A 16,583-nucleotide genomic window follows, 5' to 3' on the forward strand; every position below is an offset into this window, starting at 1 on the left:
GGCGGTCAGACGTCCCGCGAGGCGGCGACGGCGAGCCCCGCGAGACGGTCGGCGAGGAACTCCCGCTCGGCGTCGTTGGCAGTGAGGGCGAGCGCCTCGCGGTAGGCCGCGGCGGCGTCGTCGGGCCGGTCGAGCCGCCGGAGCAGGTCGGCGCGGACGGCCGGGAGGTACGGATAGCGCTCGAGCTGGGGATCGCGGGCGAGCGCCTCGACCTCCGCGAGCGCGACCGCCGGCCCTCGCGCCTCCGCGAGCGGAACGGCCCGGTTGAGCGCGACCACCGGTGAGGGCCACAGTTCGAGCAGCCGGTCGTAGAGCGTGACGAGCTGCGGCCAGTCCGTGTCGGCGTACGTCGGGGCGTCGGCGTAGAGCGACGCGATCGCGGCCTGCAGCGCGTAGCGTCCGGCGCGCCCGGAGCGGAGCGCGCCGACGACGAGCGCGTCGGCCTCGGCGAGCGCCTCGCGGTCCCAGCGCGTGCGGTCCTGGTCCTCGAGCCGGACGAGGCGGCCGGCGTCGTCGACCCGGGTCACGCGGCGCGCGTCGGTCGCGAGGATCAGGGCGAGCAGCCCGCCGACCTCGGGCTCGTCGGGCATGAGGCGGTGGAGCCGGCGCGCGAGCCCGAGCGCGCGGTCCGTCACGTCGCCGCGGACGAGCTCCGGCCCCGACGGCGCTGTGTGCCCGGCGGTGAACAGCAGGTGCACGACGCCGAGCACCGCCGGCAGACGCTCGGGCAGCTCGGCCGCGCGCGGGGTGCGGAACGGGATCCGCGCCGCCGTGATCTTCTTCTTGGCCCGTGTGATCCGGGCCGCCATGGTCGTCTCGGACACGAGAAGCGTCCGCGCGACGTCGGGGGTCGCGAGCCCGCAGACGAGCCGCAGCGTGAGCGCGAGCTGCGCCTCCTGGGCGAGCGCCGGGTGGCAGCACAGGAAGACGAGGCGGAGCAGGTCGTCGGGGGCTCCGACGTCGGTCAGGCCCTCCGGCTCCGCGGCCGCCAGCTCCGCCGGGTCGTCGGGATCGGCGCCGTCAGGCACCTCGACGAGCAGCGGCAGCCGCGCCCGGAACGCCTGCTCGCGGCGGATCGCGTCGAGCGCCCGGCGGCGCGCGACCGTCGTCAGCCAGGCCGCCGGGTTGCGGGGCACACCGTCGAGCGGCCAGCCCGCGAGGGCCGCGGCGTACGCCTCCTGGACGCACTCCTCGGCGAGGTCGAGGTCCCGGGCGGTCCGCACCGTCACGGCGAGCACGGTCGCCCACTCGTCCCGGTGCGCCCGGACGACGGCGGCGCGCGCGTCGTCCTCGGCGTCCGGACGGGGCGCGGCGGACGGGCCGCCCGGGGCGCTCGTCATCGGGCCGGGGTGAAGCTGCCGCCGACCGGGCGGACCTCGAGGCCGCCGCGGCCCCACGCGACCGCCGGGTTGGCCCGCGCCAGGTCGAGGGCCGCGTCGAGGTCGGGCGCCTCGACGACGTAGAACCCGGCGACGACCTCCTTGCTGTCGACGAACGGGCCGTCCGTCACGAGGTCGCTCCGCAGCGACGTCGCGGTGTCCGCGCCGTGCAGCGCGAACGCGGTGACCATCGCACCCGACGCGACCAGCTCGTCGGCGTAGCGCTTGCTCGCCTCCTGCTGCTCGGGGGTGTAGTCGCCTGCGGTCGGGTCGTCGAAGATCAGGATCGCGTACTGGGCCATGGTGTCAGTCTCCTCGGTCGGTTCGGATGGCGTCCGGTCCGGACGTCCTTGCACCCTGACGTCGGACGGGGTCGGACGGAATCGACAGCCGGGCGAAGATGGACCCCATGAGCAACCCTCACGAGAACCGTCCGACCACCCGTCCCCTCGCGACCCGCCGCGGCAGCGTCGCGATCACCAACGCGTACGTCGTGCCCGTCGCCTCGCCCCCGATCGAGGGCGGGACTGTCCTCGTGACGGACGGCGTCATCGAGGCCGTGGGGCCGTCGTCCGAGGTGACGGTGCCCGACGGCGTCCGCGTGGTCGATGCGGGCGGCCGGTGGGTGCTCCCGGGGTTCGTCGAGTCGCACGGGCACGTCGGCGTCCACGAGGAGGGCGAGGGCTGGGCCGGCAACGACACCAACGAGATGACCGACCCCAACGGGTCGCACCTGCGCGCGCTCGACGGCATCAACGTCGAGGAGGAGGGCTTCCGCGACGCGCTCGCGGGCGGCGTCACGACGGTCGTCGTCAAGCCTGGCTCGGGCAACCCGATCGGCGGCCAGACCGTCGCGATCAAGACGTGGGGCGGCCGGACCGTCGACGAGCAGATCGTCTCCGACGCGGTGTCCGTGAAGTCGGCGCTCGGCGAGAACCCCAAGCGGGTGTACGGCGACCAGAAGAAGACGCCGGCGACCCGCCTCGGCGTGGCCGCGGTCATCCGCAAGGCGTTCGTCGACGCGCAGAACTACGCCGCCAAGCGCGATGCCGCCGAGCAGAAGGGCGAGCCGTTCGACCGCGACCTCGGCAAGGAGACGCTGGTCCGCGTCCTGCAGGGCGAGCTCGCGTGGGACCAGCACACCCACCGGGCCGACGACATCGCGACGGCCCTCCGCCTCGCGGACGAGTTCGGCTACCGGCTCGTGATCAACCACGGCACCGAGGGGGCGGAGCTCGCCGACGTGCTCGCGGAGCGCGACGTCCCGGTGATCTTCGGGCCGATGTTCACGAGCCGGTCCAAGGTCGAGCTGCGGCAGCGCGCGATCGCGAACCTCGGGCGCCTCGCCCGCGCGGGCGTCCGCGTCGCGATCACGACCGACCACCCGGTCGTGCCGATCAACTTCCTCGTCCACCAGGCGTCGCTCGCCGTCAAGGAGGGCCTCGACCCCGACGTCGCCCTGCAGGCGCTCACCGTCAACCCGGCGTCGTTCCTGCGGCTCGACGAGCGCGTGGGCGCCCTCGCGCCGGGCCTCGACGGCGACGTCGTCGTGTGGTCGGGGGACCCGCTCGACGTGAACAGCCGCGCCGAGCAGGTCTTCGTGACGGGTGCCGAGGTGTACCGCTGGGACGCCGACGCGAACGCCGGCCGCGGTGCCGGCGTCGTGACGGAGCGCTCGGAGCGCTTCACCGCCTGATCGTCCCGACCGCCGAGGGTGACGCTGGGTTCGCCGGGGGTGACGCTGAGTTCGCCGGGGGTGACGCTGCGTTCGCCGGGGGCGACGGGCCGACCATGTGATCACCCACCGGGGTAGGCGCCGACCCTACGGTTCCACCTCGAGGGCGCCGAACAGGTGTCAACCCCGGTCGCCGAGCGTGGTGGTGCTCAGCCGCATGCTCGATGACCGTCCTGGACCGCCGGGCGCTGGGCGTGTCGGTGGGGGATCGGTCGAGCGGGCCGGGGGCGGGGAGGTGTCGAAGGACGTCAAGGAGCGCGCACGGCCTCCAGGGCCGAAGCACGACCGTCCGAGACAGCTCACCGCCCCCGCCCGCAGAACCCGACCACCACCGCCCACGTCGCCCTCGGCGAATCCAGCGTCACCCCCGGCGAACGCAACGTCACCCTCGGCGAACGCGGCGTCACCGTCGGCGAATCCAGCGTCACCGTCGGCGAACGCGGCGTCACCCTCGGCGGTGGCTGGGCCTTGTCGTGGGAGCGCTCCCATGGCAGGCTCGCCCGGTGACCGACGCCGCTGCTGCACCCGCGCCGACGCGGGCCCTGGTGACCCTGCGCCCCTACCGCCCGTCCGACGCCGACGACCTCTACGACGTCTGCGTCCGCACCGCCGACGCCGGCGGGGACGCGCGCGGCCAATACGCGTCGGACCGGCTCGTGGGCGACCTGTTCGCCCTCCCGTACGCGACGCTCGAACCCGACCTGGCGTTCGTCGTCGACGACGGCTCCCGGGTCGTGGGGTACGTCGTCGGGACGGCTGAAACGCCCCGGTTCGTCGAGCGCTACCGGGACGAGTGGATCCCGGCGATCGCGGGCCGGTACCCGTCGGCGCCGGCGGAGCTCACCGACGACGCCGCCTCCGACGACGTCATGCACTACCTGCACGAGCATCCCGAGCGCCTGCTCGTGCCGGAGCTCGCGCCCTACCCGGCGCACCTCCACATCGACCTCCTGCCGGGCTTCCAGGGGCAGGGTGTGGGCCGACGCCTGCTCGAGACGTTCGCCTCCGCCGCCGCAGACGCGGGCGCCGACGCCGTGCACGTCGGGATGGTCACGGCCAACAGCGGTGCGCGCCCGTTCTACGACGCGCTCGGCTTCCACGTGATCGACGTGCCCGACGCCGGCCCGCTCACCTACCTGGGCCGCGCCACCCGTCCCTGACGCGCCGGCCCCCGGGAACGCGCGAGGGCGACGCGACCAGGTCGCGTCGCCCTCGGCGTGCGGTGCGGATGCCCGACGACGTCAGCGGGCCGAGCCCACCAGCTCGCCTTCCGGCTCGGTCGCCTCGGTGTCGGTGGCCGGAGTGTCCGGGGTCGACACCTCGTCGTCCCCGAACAGGTCGTCGGCGGTCGCCGAGTCGTACTTCGCCTGGTCGAGGATGCCCTCGCGCTTCGCGACGACGACCGGCACGAGCACCTGGCCGGCGACGTTGGTCGCGGTGCGGCCCATGTCGAGGATCGGGTCGATCGCGAGGAGCAGCCCGACGCCCGCGAGCGGGAGGCCCAGCGTCGAGACGGTGAGCGTCAGCATGACGAGCGCGCCCGTGAGGCCGGCGGTCGCGGCGGACCCGACCACGGACACGAACGCGATGAGGATGTAGTCCGTGATCGACAGGTGGATGCCGAAGAGCTGCGCGATGAAGATCGCGGCGACCGCGGGGTAGATCGAGGCGCAGCCGTCCATCTTCGTGGTGGCGCCGAGCGGCACGGCGAACGACGCGTAGGACTTCGGCACCCCGAGGTTGCGCTCGGTGACCCGCTCGGTGACGGGCAGGGTCCCGATCGAGGACCGCGACACGAACGCGAGCTGGATCGCGGGCCAGGCGCCGCGGAAGTAGCTCGAGACCTTGAGACCGTTGCTGCGCAGGATCACCGGGTAGACGACGAACAGCACGAGCGCGAGTCCCACGTAGATCGCGATCGCGAAGCGCGCGAGCGGGGACAGCAGGTCCCAGCCGTACGAGGCGACGGCGTTGCCGATGAGGCCGAGCGTGCCGAGCGGCGCGAGGCGGATGATCCACCACAGCACCTTCTGGACGATCGCCAGGGCGGAGCGGCTGAACGTGATGAACGGGTCGGCCTTCTTGCCCGACTTGTAGGCGGCGATCCCGACGACGATCGCGATGACGACGATCTGCAGGACGTTGAAGCTCACGTTCGTCTCGGCGGCGCCGTCGGTGATCTGCGTCGACGCGCCGATGCCGAGGAAGTTGCCCGGGATCAGGCCGGTGAGGAAGTCGATCCAGGTGCCGGTGTGGCTGGGGGCGGCGCCCTGCGAGATGTCGAGCGACGTGTGCTTGCCCGGCTGGAAGATCAGGCCCATCCCGATACCGATGGCCACGGCGATCAGGGACGTGATCGCGAACCACAGGAGCGTCTTCCAGGCGAGGCGGGCCGCGTTGGCGACGCCCTTGAGGTTGGCGATCGAGACGACGATCGCGAGGAAGACGAGCGGCGGGACGACGGCCTTGAGGAGGGTCACGAAGTCGGAGCCGATGGTGCCGAGGGTCGTGGTGAGCCAGTTCGGCGTCTCGTGGCCGGCGGGGCCGACCTCGCCCATCGACCGGGCGACCCAGCCGAGGAGGAGGCCGAGCACGAGGCCCGCGATGATCTGGACGCTGAACGACGGCCAGCGCAGGCCGCGCTTCGGCTGGGGGGCGTCGGGTGCCGCGACGGCGTCGGGCCGCGCGGCGGGGGAGGTCGAGGACACAGGGGTTCCTTGTCTGTGGTGAGGGGTCGTGCTGCTGCGGGGTGTGCGAGCGCACGCACGCGGAGGCGCGGGGTGCTGCACGGGGATCGACCGGCCGCACGACGACGGCCGCGCGGGTGTGCGCGGCGGAAGGGGTCGGGCGGGGGTCGGGTGAGCGGGGGCCGCTCGGCGCTGCCGGCGTCGGTGCCGGTGGCGGGGTGCTCGCGGGGGAGCGCTACCTGTTCAGCGACACAGCGCGCTGGCGACGCGTCGGAAGTCGACGTCGCGGCGCGCGGTGAACAGGCGCTGGAGCACGGGGTCTCTCCTGAGGAGCGAAGGCAGGTACCGGTCGGTACGAGGAGCGAGCGTAACAGCAGGTCCATCAATTGGACAAAGGTCCCGGGAGGCGAGACGAAACGTTCCGAGAGTAGGCGACAGGTGTTGCCTAAAGTGCCTCGGCAGGCGTAGGCTCGACGGGACGTCGACGAAGGAGGTGTCGTGGACCGCAGAACCGTCCGCACGCGGGCCGCGCTGCGCGCCGCGATCCTCGAGCTCGCCGCCCAGCAGGACGTGTCTGAGCTGTCCGTCGTCGAGGTCGCGAGGCGCGCCGGGATCAACCGCGTCACGTTCTACGACCACGCCACCAGCCCCGCGGCCCTCCTGGTCGCCGTCCTCGCGGACGAGCTCGACCAGATCCGCGCGGCGCTCCTCGAGCCCGACGTCGCCGGCGGCGGGGAACCGGCCGCGACGCCCGACCCGCTCGAGCTCGTCGACCGGGTCGCCCGCGCCGTCGCGGCGCACGTCGAACGGCACGCCACGATCTACGAGCGTGCGCTCGTCCACGAGCGCGACGCGGGCCCGAGGACGGACCCGCACGGCGACGAGACGGTCGTCGCCGCGACGCTCGGCGCACCGCTGTCGACCCTGCTCGCCGACCACTTCACGCGGACCCTCGAGACATTCCTGACCCGGCACCCCTGGCTGCGCCCCCCGGAGTCGCTCCGCCCGACGACGCCCGGTGTCGCCCCCGGCGGGACCAGCCAACCGGGCCCCGGGCGAGCCGCGACGGAGGTGGACGTCCCCGCGGACGCGGGCGACGTCGTCGGACCCGCGGAGGCGCGCGAGGTCCGCGCCTACGCGCGGTACGTCGCGCTCGGCTCGGTCGGGGCGCTCGAGACGTGGCTCGCGTCGCCCGCGCCCCGCGACCCCGACTTCTTCCCGCGGGTCGCGCGCGCCGCGCTGCCCGCCTGGTGGACGACGTCCCCGCAGGACGCGTCCACCCCCTGAGACCACCCGCGAACCACGGGACCACCGACACCCACGAGGTGTCCCACGAGAGGAGCCCCACCATGGGCCGAGTGCAGGACAAGGTCGCGATCGTCACCGGCGGGACCGGCGGCATGGGCACCACGCACGCCAAGGCGCTCGTCGCCGAGGGCGCGAAGGTCGTGATCGCCGACCTCGACGACGCGAAGGGCGCCGCGCTCGCCGCCGAGCTGGGCGATCACGCCCGCTACGTGCACCTCGACGTGACGAGCGAGGACGACTGGGTTGCCGCCGTCGCCGCGACGGTCGACGCGTTCGGCACGGTCGACGTGCTCGTCAACAACGCCGGCATCGCGAACGGCGCCGCCATCACGGAGTTCACGCCGGCGATGTGGCGGAAGATCATCGACATCAACCTCACCGGCACGTTCCTCGGGATCCACGCGGTCTCCGGGATCATGGCGAAGGCCGGGTCCGGGTCGATCATCAACGTCTCTTCTGTCGAGGGCCTGCGCGGCAGCCCCGGCCTGCACGGGTACGTCGCCTCGAAGTTCGGCGTCCGCGGGCTCACCAAGTCCGTCGCGCTCGACCTCGGGCCGCGCGGCGTGCGCGTCAACTCGATCCACCCCGGGTTCATCGAGACGCCCATGACCGCGTCCCTCAACCCCGACGACCTCATGATCCCGCTCGGCCGCGCGGCCAAGCCGGAGGAGGTCTCGCAGCTCGTGGTGTTCCTCGCGTCCGACGAGTCCAGCTACTCCACCGGCTCCGAGTTCGTCGTCGACGGCGGGCTTGTGGCCGGCGTCCCGTCGCGCGCGCACCACTGACCGCGGCTCACCTCCGCTCGACGGCGGCCTGGCAGTCCACGCACAGCCGCGCCGTCGGGCGGGCCGTCAGCCGGGCGTCCGGGATCGGTCGCCCGCAGCGCTCGCACCGCCCGTAGGTGCCGTCGTCGAGCCGGGCCGACGCCGCGTCGACCTCGTCGAGCTGGCGGCGGGCGTCGGCGGCGAGCACCGCGGCCTGCGCACGGTCGAACGCGAGCGTCGAGCCCTCCGGGTCGTGCTCGTCGTCGGAGTTCGCGTCCCGGCGGGCGACGGCGATGTCGTCGAGCTGGTCCTCGAGCGACGCGAGCCGGCGGGCAGCCTCGCGCCGGAGCTCCGCGAGCCGCCGGCGTACCGCTGCGTCGTCCATGCCTCGAGTGTCCCCCAGCGGCCGGGGCTGACAGCCCCGACCCGCGAGGTAGCGCTTCCCGCTCGAGGTAGCACGGACTCCGCGCTACCTCGAGCGGGAAGCGCTACGTCGCGGGGTGCAGTTCGGTCGCAGCCGGGAGCGGTGCGTCCTCGTGAAGGTCGACGCCGCGCCTGTGGACGATGCGTCCTGTCCACAGGCGCCGTCGGGCGGAGGCTTCTCGCCGTGGGCCGGGGCCGACCATGACGACATGCCCACCTTCGCCCCAGCCCCAACGCCGATACGTCCCCCTGCTCCCGAGACCCCGACGGCACGCCGGGGGAAGGGCGTACCGCTCGAGAAGCCACCGCTGCCGGACGTCCGCCGGTTCGACCCTGAGCGCCGGGCCGAGCACGACCGGTCCTTGGCCGACGGGTCTCTGCTCCGGGTCAGAGCGGGTGTCTACGCGGCTCCCGTGACGGCCGTCGGTCCTGCCCGTCGCCAGAAGGACGAGGTCCTGCTGGGCGTTCGGGCGGCCCTGGAGAAGCTGCGTGCGGAGTTCTGGTTCAGCCACGACACCGCCGCACTGCTGTGGGGGCTGTGGACGTGGCGCCTCTCGGGCCAGGTCCATCTGACGCACCTGCGGAACCCGCACGTCGATGCCGCCCGGGAGGGAGCGACGGTGCGTCACTGGGCCGACCTGCCCGAGCCGCAGCGATCCACCTGGGTCGACGCCGGGACCGGGCTCGTCGTCCCCGCGACGAGCCTGGAACGGACGATCGTCGACTGCGCGCGGACCCGCCCACCGGATGCAGGGCTCGTGATCGCCGACGCGGGGCTCCGCCTCGGTGCGAACCGCGAGCTGGTCGAAGCGATCCTGCAGGAGGCGGCGGGAGGGCGTGGCGTGCGGCGTGCGCGCCGGGTCGTCGCTGCAGCGGACCCACGATCGGAGTCGCCGGTCGAGAGCGCGACCCGGTGGGTCGTCGTCGACGCCGGGCTGCCGACGCCGCAGCCTGCCATCGAGCAGCGCACCTGGTCCGGGCGCTACTGGGTCGACCTCGGGTGGCCGGAGCTCAAGGTCGGCATCGAGGTGGACGGACTCGAGAAGTACTCGGGCCTGTACGGCGACCCGAGGCAGGTGCTCCTGGACGAGAAGCGCCGGCACGACGCGCTCGTCGAGGCCGGCTGGCTGCTCATCCGGGTGACGGTCGACGACCTGCGCGATCCCGACCGCCTGGTCGCGCGGATCGTCGCGGCGCTGCGGTCGCGCGGCTGGCAGGGGGCGCCGACGCCGCGAGATAGCGCGTCTCGCCTCAGGTAGCAGGGATTTCGCGCTACCTCGGGCGAAGAGTGCTACCTGGCGGGCGGGCGGCGTGCTCTGCGGGGCGGGTCGCTGGTGACGGGAGGGCAGGGGCGGGGGCGCGGGGGTCGGGCGGGTGAAACGCGACGAACCCGCGTCACGTTCGCTCGGAGGACCGCTCCCCTCTGCGTAGTCGGACCCGTGCGCAGGGGCGCGGCGCCCGAACGGCCCCGGGACTACGGGAGTGCAGGACGTGACGGACGCGCGACGGGATACGACGACACGGGTGGCGACCTGTGTCGGCGACCTGTCCGTGCGCGTCGTCGGGAGCGGGCCGCCGGCGCTCCTGTGGCACAGCCTGCTGGTGGACTCGTCGTCGTGGTGCCGGGTCGAGGACGACCTCTCCGAGCGCCGGACGCTCGTCATGCTCGACGCCCCGGGCCACGGGCGGAGCGCCTGCCCGCCGCGACGGTTCGGGATCCACGACTGCGCCGCTGCGGCCCTCGACGTCATGGACGCGCTGGGACTCGCGGTCGTCGACTGGCTGGGCGTCGCGTGGGGCGGCCGCGTGGGGCTGACGTTCGCGGCGACGTACGGCGAGCGGGTCCGGTCGCTCACGACCTTCAGCGCGTCGCCCTACCGGCTGCCGGCGGTGTGGCGGCACCTGTCGGCGTCGCTGCTGGTCCCGTACCGGGTGCTCGGGCCGCTGGCGCCGGTGACGGAGGCCGCGATGACCGAGCTGCTGGGCGAGCGCGCCCGCCGGATGGACGTCGAGGCAGCGATCCTCGTGAGCCGCGCGTTCCTCGGCGCCGATCGTGCGGGCATGACCCGGAGCGTCCGCAACACGCTGCTCAGGCCCGAGGACCTGAGCGACCTCCTCGGTCGGGTCAGCACCCCGACGCTCGTGGTCGCGGGCGGCGACGACGACACGTTCACGGCCGACGACGCCGCGTTCGTCGCGGGCTCGATGCCGCGCGCGCGGAGCGACGTCCTGGACGCGGTGTTCCGGCTCGCACCGCTCGAACGGCCGCAGGAGACCGTCAAGCTCGTGCTCGAGCACTGGGACGAGACGGACTGGCTCTGAACCCACCTCGGTCCCACCGTTGCGGGGGCGTGAGACGCGCGCGACACTGGAACCACCGGCGCCCCGACGCGCCGGGTGTTGGCTCCTGAACCGTGCTGACCGACCCGAGGGGGTGGCCCTCATGGCTACCGCGTACGACGTCCTGCCGATGCTGGGACGTGGCAAGCACCGCAACCCGCGCAAGGGCGCCTGCTTCATGGAGCTCGCGTCGTACCTGGCGGGTGAGAAGTGGTCCGACCACCCCGCCTGCACGCATCCGCTCCTGGCGATGCTGGCGCGCGCGGTGAACGACCTGACGTCCGACTCCGGCCGACCCGAGCTCGCCCCGCTGATCCCGTCGGTCATCGGAGTGAACAGCGACGACGCGCACTGGGACATCCAGATCGCGCTCGACGCGGCCGTGGCGGCACTGCCCGACGCACCCGAGTACCGGCAGCGGACCCTGGCCGTCGCGATCATCGCGTGCGAGCGGATCCTCGACGACCTCGACGCCCGCGAGCCGGGCACGAGGTCGCTCGCGGCGCAGTCGGCGCTCGCGGAGGTCCCGGCGACGACGGCGTGGGCCGAGGAGTTCTGCCGCGGCTCGATCGCGAAGCCGGCGCGGTTCGTGCGCGACGCGGCGCCGAGCATCGTCGGTTCGGCGGTCCTGGCGATCGCGGAGTCGGCGACCCCCGACGTGGACGCGCGCCTGCGCCGTCTGCTCGACACGACCATCACGCAGTGCCGCGCCTGGGCTGCCGTGGACGGCGACGAGCCGCGAGCGCTCGCGCCGGACGTCTGGCGCGACGTCGTCCGTGCGGTGCCGGTCGAGGCGGTCTGACTCCGTCCGTCGCGGCCGACGCCGCACCCGCACCCCGACCCTCGAACGCGCCCCCCGGGGCGCGTTCGTCGTGTGCGACCTCGTAGCCTCGTCGTGTGACGACGACGCCCCGGACGAGCTCCGACCCTCTCAACACGCTCACCCTCGACCAGCTCCGCTCGCGCACGAGCGTGAAGTGGCGCGAGTACGCCCCGGACGTCCTGCCGGTGTGGGTGGCGGAGATGGACGTCGTCCTGGCGCCGGGGATCGTGGAGGCGGTGTCGCGGGCCCTGCGGGACGGCGACACGGGCTACGACCACGGTTCCCGGTACGCGGAGGCGTGGGCGTCGTACGCGGCGGACCGCTGGGGCTGGGACGTCGACCCGGCCCGCGCGATGACGGTCGCGGACGTCATGAACGGGATCGTCTGCGCGCTCGGGGTGCTCACGGAGCCGGGCGACGTGGTCGTGGTGAGCCCGCCGGTGTACCCGCCGTTCTACCAGTTCGTGCCGGGGGCGATGCGTCGCACGCTCGACGCGCCCCTGACGCCCGACGGGAGGCTCGACCTGGCCGACGACGGCGCGCTCGCCCGCGCGTTCGCCGAGGCCCGGTCGGGTGGTCGCGCGGCCGTGTACCTGCTGGCGAACCCGCACAACCCGACCGGCACCGCGCACACCCCGGACGAGCTGGAGCGCCTGTGCGCGCTGGCCGATCGCCACGGTGTGCGGATCGTGTCGGACGAGATCCACGCACCCCTGAGCGGGCGCCCGGGCGACGGGGTGCCGGGGTTCACGTCGGTCCTCGCGGTCCCGGGCGGCGAGCGTGCGCTCGCGCTTGTCTCGCCGTCGAAGGCGTGGAACCTCGCGGGGCTGCGCGCGGCCCTGCTGGTCGCGGGGAAGGACGCGGCCGCGGATCTGGCGCGGGTCCCGGAGCACGCGCTCGACGCCGTCAACCATGTCGGCGTGATCGCCCAGGTCGCGGCGCTCGAGACGGGCCGGGAGTGGCTGGACGAGGTGCTCACGTCGCTCGACGCGAACCGCGCGCTCCTCGCGGACCTTCTGGCGGAACGGCTGCCGCGGGTCCGCTACCGGCGCGAGCATGCGACCTATCTCGCGTGGCTCGACTGCCGTGACCTGGGGCTGGGCGACGACCCGGCGAGCACCTTCCTCGAGCGGGGCCGCGTCGCGGTCAACCCGGGACCGTCGTTCGGCGCGGGCGGGGCCGGGCACGTGCGGTTCAACCTCGGGACGTCGCGCGCGATCATCACGGAGGCCGTCGACCGGATGGCGTCCGCCGTCTGACGGGAATGGTGTGGTTGCCGCTCCTGTTGTGCGGGGGCAGGCTGGAGCTGGCCGGAAGGAGCCGAGCATGAAGAGCGAGATCCACCCCGAGTACGGCTGGGTGGTGTTCAGGGACGCGTCGGCGGACTTCGCGTTCCTCACCCGGTCGACGCTGGCCGGGAACGCCGCCGGAGGTCCGGGGCGCCCCGAGAAGACCGTCGAGTGGACGGACGGCAACACGTATCCCGTGATCGACGTCGAGATCTCGTCGGCGAGCCACCCGTTCTACACGGGTACGGCGCGCGTCGTGGACACCGCCGGTCGCGTGGAGAAGTTCAACCGCCGGTACGGCCGCAAGAGCTGACGCCGCGCAGTCCTCGAGGACGGGTCGACCGGGAATCGGTCGGCCCGTCCTGGTGTTGTTGGGAACGGTTCTCAAGAGCATCGAGACCGACCGGCACCACCAGCAACAGGAGGGCCCCGTGGCCACCAAGCACGCCGACCTGCGACCCGTCGTCAAGCTCCGCTCGACGGCAGGCACCGGGTTCACCTACGTCACCACCAAGAACCGCCGCAACGACCCCGACCGGCTCGTGCTGCGCAAGTTCGACCCCGTCGTCCGCGAGCACGTCGACTTCCGCGAGGAGCGCTGATGGCGAAGGTCTCCAAGATCGCGCGCGACGAGCAGCGCCGCGCCGTCGTCGAGCGCTTCGCCCGGCGACGCGTCGAGCTCAAGCGGCTGATCGCCTCGTCGCACGCGACCCCGGAGGCCCGCCGGGCCGCCGTCGTCGAGCTGCAGCGGCAGCCGCGCGACGCGAGCGCCACCCGGGTGCGCAACCGCGACGTCGTCGACGGGCGCCCGCGGGGCTACGTCGGGGCGTTCGGGCTCAGCCGCATCCGGCTGCGCCAGCTGGCGCACCGGGGCGAGCTGCCCGGCGTCACGAAGTCCAGCTGGTGACCTGCACACGCAAGGAGAGGAGCACCCCATGAAGGTGCGTGCATCGATGCGTTCGCTCAAGGGCCGGGACGGCTCGATCGTCGTCCGGCGCCGGGGGCGGACGTTCGTCGTCAACAAGCGCAACCCGCGCTGGAACGGCCGCCAGGGCTGACGCCCGCCCGGCCGTAGCGGCACAGACCGGCCGCCCGTCTACCTCGCGAGGCAGACGGGCGGCCGGTCCGTTTCGTGGGACGGGCGGTCAGGCGTGGACCGGGTGCTCCTCGGTCGCGCGCGAGGGGGCCCCGACGATCGCGCCGCCGGCGCGGTGCGAGGCCCGCGCGGCGAGCCAGACCGCGAACCAGACGAGGCACGCGATCGTCACGACGACGAAGCTCGGCGGCAGGTTGAGCATCGCCGAGAACGCGAGCCCCGCCCACACCGAGACGAGCGAGATGGCGGCGGACACGGCCATCGCGCGCTTGGGCCGCGGTGTGAGCTGGATGCCGGTGGCGGCGGGCGTCACGACGAGCGCGAACAGCAGCAGCGTCCCGACGACCTGCACGGCCATGGTGATGACGAGCCCGAGCAGCGCCATGAACACGACGGACAGCGTCCGCACGGGCACCCCGCGCGCCTCGGCGACCTCGGAGTCGACGGACGCGAACAGCAGCGGCCGGTAGATCAGCCCGACGGCGACGGCGAGCGCGACGAGCATGACCGCGAACACGACGAGCTGCTCGTTCGTGATGGCGAGCAGGTTGCCGAACAGGACGTTCGTCATGGTCGACGACGACTTGGTCGCGAGCGAGTTGAAGTACAGGCCGAGCCCGGTCGCGAGCGCGAGGACGGTGCCCGTCGCGACCTCCCGGTCGGCCGCCTTCTTGCCGAGCGCGCCGATCACGAGGGCGCCCCCGACGGCGAAGATCCCGAGCCCGAGGCTCACGGGGATCCCGACGAGGACGGCGCCCGTCGCACCCGGGAGGCCGATGTGGGCGAGCGCGTGCGCGGCGAACGCGGTGTTGCGGACGATCACGAAGTAGCCGATGAGGCCCGCCGCGAGCGCGACGATCGTGCCGCCGAGCAGCGCGTTGCGCATGAAGTCCGAGGTGAGGATCTCCCACCAGTTGTCCTGGTAGGTCACGAGGTCGACGGTCCGCACGATCACACGCTCCTCATGAACATCTCGCCCTGCGGGGTGCGCACGACCTCGATGCGCGTGCCGTACAGGTGGCTGAGCAGGTCCTCGTCGACGACGCCGGACAGGGGCGCGTGGTGCGCGTGACCGTCGAGCAGGTACACGGCGCCGTCGAGCACCGACAGCAGGGGGTTGAGGTCGTGCGCGACGACCAGGATGGTGACGCCCAGGTCCTTGTTGAGGCGGCCGAGCAGGTCGACGATCTCGCGCTGGTTGCGCAGGTCGAGCGCGGCCAGGGGCTCGTCGAGCACGACGAGCCGCGGCCGCGACACGATCGCCTGGGCGATGGCCACGCGCTGGCGCTGCCCGCCCGAGAGCTGCGAGACGCGCCGGTTCGCGAACCCGGTGGCGTCGACGGCGGCGAGGGCCTCGTCGACCCGGTCGCGCTGCTCGCGCGTGGTCCGGGAGAACGCCCAGCGGTTGCCGGTGAGCCCGAGCAGGACGGCGTCGCGCGCGCGGATCGCCTCGCCCGCGGTGGACGTGTAGTCCTGCGGGACGTAGCCGATGTCGCCTCTGCCCGAGGCGCCGCCGTCGCCCGGGGTGTGGCCGAGCACCTCGACCCGGCCCGACGACGTCGGCACGAGGCCGAGGATGACCTTGAGCATCGTCGTCTTGCCGGAGCCGTTGGACCCGATGATCGCGGTGACCGAACCGGACGGGATCTCGAACGTGCCCTCCGACCAGACGAGCCGCCCGCCCCGCACGACGCTCACGTCGTCGAAGACGAGCGCCGGGGTCGCGGGGGTGTCGTCGGGTGCGGCCGTGGCCGGCGCAGGCGCCGGGGCGGCGGCGTCAGGCGTCGACACCGAGGGCCTTCGCGAGCGCGGTGAGCTGGGACACCTGCCAATCCTCGAACGACGTCGCACCGGGCGCCACCGTCTCGGTGACGTCGACGATCGGCACGCCCGCCTTCTCGGCGGCCTGGTGGACCTGCTCGGGGATCGAGCCCTCGGTCTGCGTGTTGTAGATCAGCACGTCGATCCGGTGCTCGGCGAGCGCGTCCTGGAACGCCTTGAGGTCGGCGGGCGACGGGTCGGACTCGTTGGCGGCCGCGCGCGCGAACCCGGCGGGCGTCTTGTCGACGAGCCCGACGGCCTGCGCCATGTAGTCGAAGACGCCCTCGGTCGCGCCGTAGGTCTTGCCGGCCGCCTCGGTCTTGAGCTTCGCGACGAGGTCGGTGTACGGCTTCAGGGTGGCGGTGAGCGCGGTGCGCTGCTGCGCGAAGTAGCTCTTCGCGTCGGGCGCGAGCGTCTGGAGCTGCTGCGTGACGGCGTCGGACACCTGGGTCACGTAGTCGGGCGAGTACCAGAGGTGGGGGTTCGCGCCGTCCGCCGCGCCCACGACCTGGCCCGCGTCGAGGAGGCTGGCGTCCTTCGCGGCGGTCGCCGCGAGCTTGGAGGCCCAGGGGTCGTAGTCGGCCCCGTTCACGACGACGAGGTCCGCCTTGACGAACTTCCCGGCGTCCGCGGGGGTCGGCTCGTAGTCGTGGGGGTCCACGGACGAGCTGGCGATGAGCGTGGTCACGTGCGTGCAGTCCCCGCCGAGCTGGCTCACGAGGTCGCCCCACTGGTCGACGCTGACGACGACGTCGAGCGGCTTCGTGGGGCAGTCGCCGGCGTCGTCCGCGGCGTCGGTGCCCCCGGAGGAGGAGCAGGCGGTGAGCGCGAGCAGGGCGGCCGCGGCGAGCGCGGTGGTCCCGGCGAGGAGGCGTCGACGGTGTCGGGCGGGGGAGGCGGGGCGGCTCATGGAGATAA

General features: G+C 73.5%; 19 protein-coding genes. 12 read left to right on the forward strand and 7 right to left on the reverse strand.

The window, feature by feature from the left end; translation table 11 throughout:
* Positions 1-5: 5 nt before the first annotated feature.
* Together ACFT5B_RS14745 and ACFT5B_RS14750 are read right to left on the reverse strand one after the other, a co-directional pair.
* Positions 6-1,340: an RNA polymerase sigma factor gene (locus ACFT5B_RS14745; RefSeq protein WP_386799510.1), complete on the reverse strand. Its 1,335-nt coding sequence runs from the start codon at positions 1,338-1,340 to the stop codon at positions 6-8.
* Positions 1,337-1,681, reverse strand: coding sequence for a YciI family protein (locus tag ACFT5B_RS14750; protein ID WP_386799512.1), 345 nt, complete (start codon positions 1,679-1,681; stop codon positions 1,337-1,339). The genes ACFT5B_RS14745 and ACFT5B_RS14750 overlap by 4 nt, the downstream gene beginning before the upstream one ends.
* A 107-nt stretch (positions 1,682-1,788) precedes the next feature.
* On the opposite strand from ACFT5B_RS14750, the gene ACFT5B_RS14755 reads away from it, so the two are divergent.
* Entirely contained in the window at positions 1,789-3,075 is a 1,287-nt protein-coding gene (locus ACFT5B_RS14755) for an amidohydrolase (RefSeq protein WP_386799514.1), read from the forward strand.
* Positions 3,076-3,617: 542 nt separating this feature from the next.
* Positions 3,618-4,274 (forward strand): GNAT family N-acetyltransferase, encoded by a 657-nt coding sequence (locus tag ACFT5B_RS14760; protein ID WP_386799516.1) that lies wholly within the window; start codon positions 3,618-3,620, stop codon positions 4,272-4,274.
* A gap of 81 nt (positions 4,275-4,355) precedes the next feature.
* Here the strand turns inward: ACFT5B_RS14760 and ACFT5B_RS14765 are convergent, their stop codons facing one another.
* Positions 4,356-5,822 (reverse strand): dicarboxylate/amino acid:cation symporter, encoded by a 1,467-nt coding sequence (locus tag ACFT5B_RS14765; protein WP_386799518.1) that lies wholly within the window; start codon positions 5,820-5,822, stop codon positions 4,356-4,358.
* A 477-nt stretch (positions 5,823-6,299) separates the two neighbouring features.
* Here ACFT5B_RS14765 and ACFT5B_RS14770 point away from each other — a divergent pair, with 477 nt between their 5' ends.
* Positions 6,300-7,088 (forward strand): TetR/AcrR family transcriptional regulator, encoded by a 789-nt coding sequence (locus ACFT5B_RS14770; protein WP_386799520.1) that lies wholly within the window; start codon positions 6,300-6,302, stop codon positions 7,086-7,088.
* Positions 7,089-7,150: 62 nt separating this feature from the next.
* Positions 7,151-7,894: a glucose 1-dehydrogenase gene (locus ACFT5B_RS14775; protein ID WP_386799522.1), complete on the forward strand. Its 744-nt coding sequence runs from the start codon at positions 7,151-7,153 to the stop codon at positions 7,892-7,894.
* Between the two features lie 7 nt (positions 7,895-7,901).
* Here ACFT5B_RS14775 and ACFT5B_RS14780 read toward each other — a convergent pair whose 3' ends face one another.
* On the reverse strand, positions 7,902-8,258 hold the full coding sequence (locus tag ACFT5B_RS14780; protein ID WP_386799524.1) for a TraR/DksA family transcriptional regulator: 357 nt from the start codon (positions 8,256-8,258) through the stop codon (positions 7,902-7,904).
* Between the two features lie 451 nt (positions 8,259-8,709).
* On the opposite strand from ACFT5B_RS14780, the gene ACFT5B_RS14785 reads away from it, so the two are divergent.
* The 8 genes from ACFT5B_RS14785 (at position 8,710) to ACFT5B_RS14820 (ending at position 13,806) form a co-directional block, all read left to right on the forward strand.
* Complete coding sequence (locus ACFT5B_RS14785) at positions 8,710-9,555, forward strand: hypothetical protein (RefSeq protein WP_386799526.1); 846 nt, start codon at positions 8,710-8,712, stop codon at positions 9,553-9,555.
* A gap of 265 nt (positions 9,556-9,820) precedes the next feature.
* Complete coding sequence (locus ACFT5B_RS14790; RefSeq protein WP_386799528.1) at positions 9,821-10,618, forward strand: alpha/beta fold hydrolase; 798 nt, start codon at positions 9,821-9,823, stop codon at positions 10,616-10,618.
* Positions 10,619-10,739: 121 nt separating this feature from the next.
* Positions 10,740-11,438 (forward strand): hypothetical protein, encoded by a 699-nt coding sequence (locus ACFT5B_RS14795; RefSeq protein ID WP_386799530.1) that lies wholly within the window; start codon positions 10,740-10,742, stop codon positions 11,436-11,438.
* 95 nt (positions 11,439-11,533) lie between these two features.
* Positions 11,534-12,718: a MalY/PatB family protein gene (locus ACFT5B_RS14800; RefSeq protein ID WP_386799532.1), complete on the forward strand. Its 1,185-nt coding sequence runs from the start codon at positions 11,534-11,536 to the stop codon at positions 12,716-12,718.
* Between the two features lie 67 nt (positions 12,719-12,785).
* Positions 12,786-13,061, forward strand: coding sequence for a type B 50S ribosomal protein L31 (locus ACFT5B_RS14805; protein ID WP_386799535.1), 276 nt, complete (start codon positions 12,786-12,788; stop codon positions 13,059-13,061).
* Positions 13,062-13,179: 118 nt separating this feature from the next.
* Entirely contained in the window at positions 13,180-13,350 is a 171-nt protein-coding gene (gene rpmG / locus ACFT5B_RS14810) for a 50S ribosomal protein L33 (protein ID WP_386799537.1), read from the forward strand.
* Positions 13,350-13,655 carry a 30S ribosomal protein S14 gene (rpsN, locus tag ACFT5B_RS14815; RefSeq protein WP_386799539.1) on the forward strand — a complete coding sequence of 102 codons (306 nt, stop codon included), beginning with the start codon at positions 13,350-13,352 and terminating at the stop codon, positions 13,653-13,655. Before rpmG ends, rpsN begins: the two co-directional genes overlap by 1 nt.
* Positions 13,656-13,683: 28 nt before the next feature.
* Complete coding sequence (locus tag ACFT5B_RS14820; protein WP_386799542.1) at positions 13,684-13,806, forward strand: ribosomal protein bL36; 123 nt, start codon at positions 13,684-13,686, stop codon at positions 13,804-13,806.
* Between the two features lie 87 nt (positions 13,807-13,893).
* On the opposite strand, the gene ACFT5B_RS14825 is transcribed toward ACFT5B_RS14820, so the two are convergent.
* From ACFT5B_RS14825 to ACFT5B_RS14835, 3 genes are read right to left on the reverse strand one after another with little or no spacing between them, the layout of a single operon-like run.
* On the reverse strand, positions 13,894-14,793 hold the full coding sequence (locus tag ACFT5B_RS14825; RefSeq protein WP_386799544.1) for a metal ABC transporter permease: 900 nt from the start codon (positions 14,791-14,793) through the stop codon (positions 13,894-13,896).
* Between the two features lie 2 nt (positions 14,794-14,795).
* Complete coding sequence (locus tag ACFT5B_RS14830; protein WP_386799546.1) at positions 14,796-15,635, reverse strand: metal ABC transporter ATP-binding protein; 840 nt, start codon at positions 15,633-15,635, stop codon at positions 14,796-14,798.
* Positions 15,622-16,575 carry a metal ABC transporter solute-binding protein, Zn/Mn family gene (locus ACFT5B_RS14835; protein WP_386799548.1) on the reverse strand — a complete coding sequence of 318 codons (954 nt, stop codon included), beginning with the start codon at positions 16,573-16,575 and terminating at the stop codon, positions 15,622-15,624. Before ACFT5B_RS14835 ends, ACFT5B_RS14830 begins: the two co-directional genes overlap by 14 nt.
* Positions 16,576-16,583: the final 8 nt, after the last annotated feature.

The organism is Luteimicrobium sp. NPDC057192, from assembly GCF_042670205.1.
Classification (GTDB): domain Bacteria; phylum Actinomycetota; class Actinomycetes; order Actinomycetales; family Cellulomonadaceae; genus Luteimicrobium.

Coding starts and splice junctions, on each gene's coding strand:
- ACFT5B_RS14820 (WP_386799542.1), top strand. CDS start 13,684: ATGAAGGTGCGTGCATCGATGCGTTCGCTCAAGGGCCGGGACGGCTCG.
- ACFT5B_RS14780 (WP_386799524.1), bottom strand. CDS start 8,258: ATGGACGACGCAGCGGTACGCCGGCGGCTCGCGGAGCTCCGGCGCGAG.
- ACFT5B_RS14805 (WP_386799535.1), top strand. CDS start 12,786: ATGAAGAGCGAGATCCACCCCGAGTACGGCTGGGTGGTGTTCAGGGAC.
- ACFT5B_RS14755 (WP_386799514.1), top strand. CDS start 1,789: ATGAGCAACCCTCACGAGAACCGTCCGACCACCCGTCCCCTCGCGACC.
- ACFT5B_RS14835 (WP_386799548.1), bottom strand. CDS start 16,575: ATGAGCCGCCCCGCCTCCCCCGCCCGACACCGTCGACGCCTCCTCGCC.
- ACFT5B_RS14750 (WP_386799512.1), bottom strand. CDS start 1,681: ATGGCCCAGTACGCGATCCTGATCTTCGACGACCCGACCGCAGGCGAC.
- ACFT5B_RS14745 (WP_386799510.1), bottom strand. CDS start 1,340: ATGACGAGCGCCCCGGGCGGCCCGTCCGCCGCGCCCCGTCCGGACGCC.
- rpsN (WP_386799539.1), top strand. CDS start 13,350: ATGGCGAAGGTCTCCAAGATCGCGCGCGACGAGCAGCGCCGCGCCGTC.
- ACFT5B_RS14795 (WP_386799530.1), top strand. CDS start 10,740: ATGGCTACCGCGTACGACGTCCTGCCGATGCTGGGACGTGGCAAGCAC.
- ACFT5B_RS14775 (WP_386799522.1), top strand. CDS start 7,151: ATGGGCCGAGTGCAGGACAAGGTCGCGATCGTCACCGGCGGGACCGGC.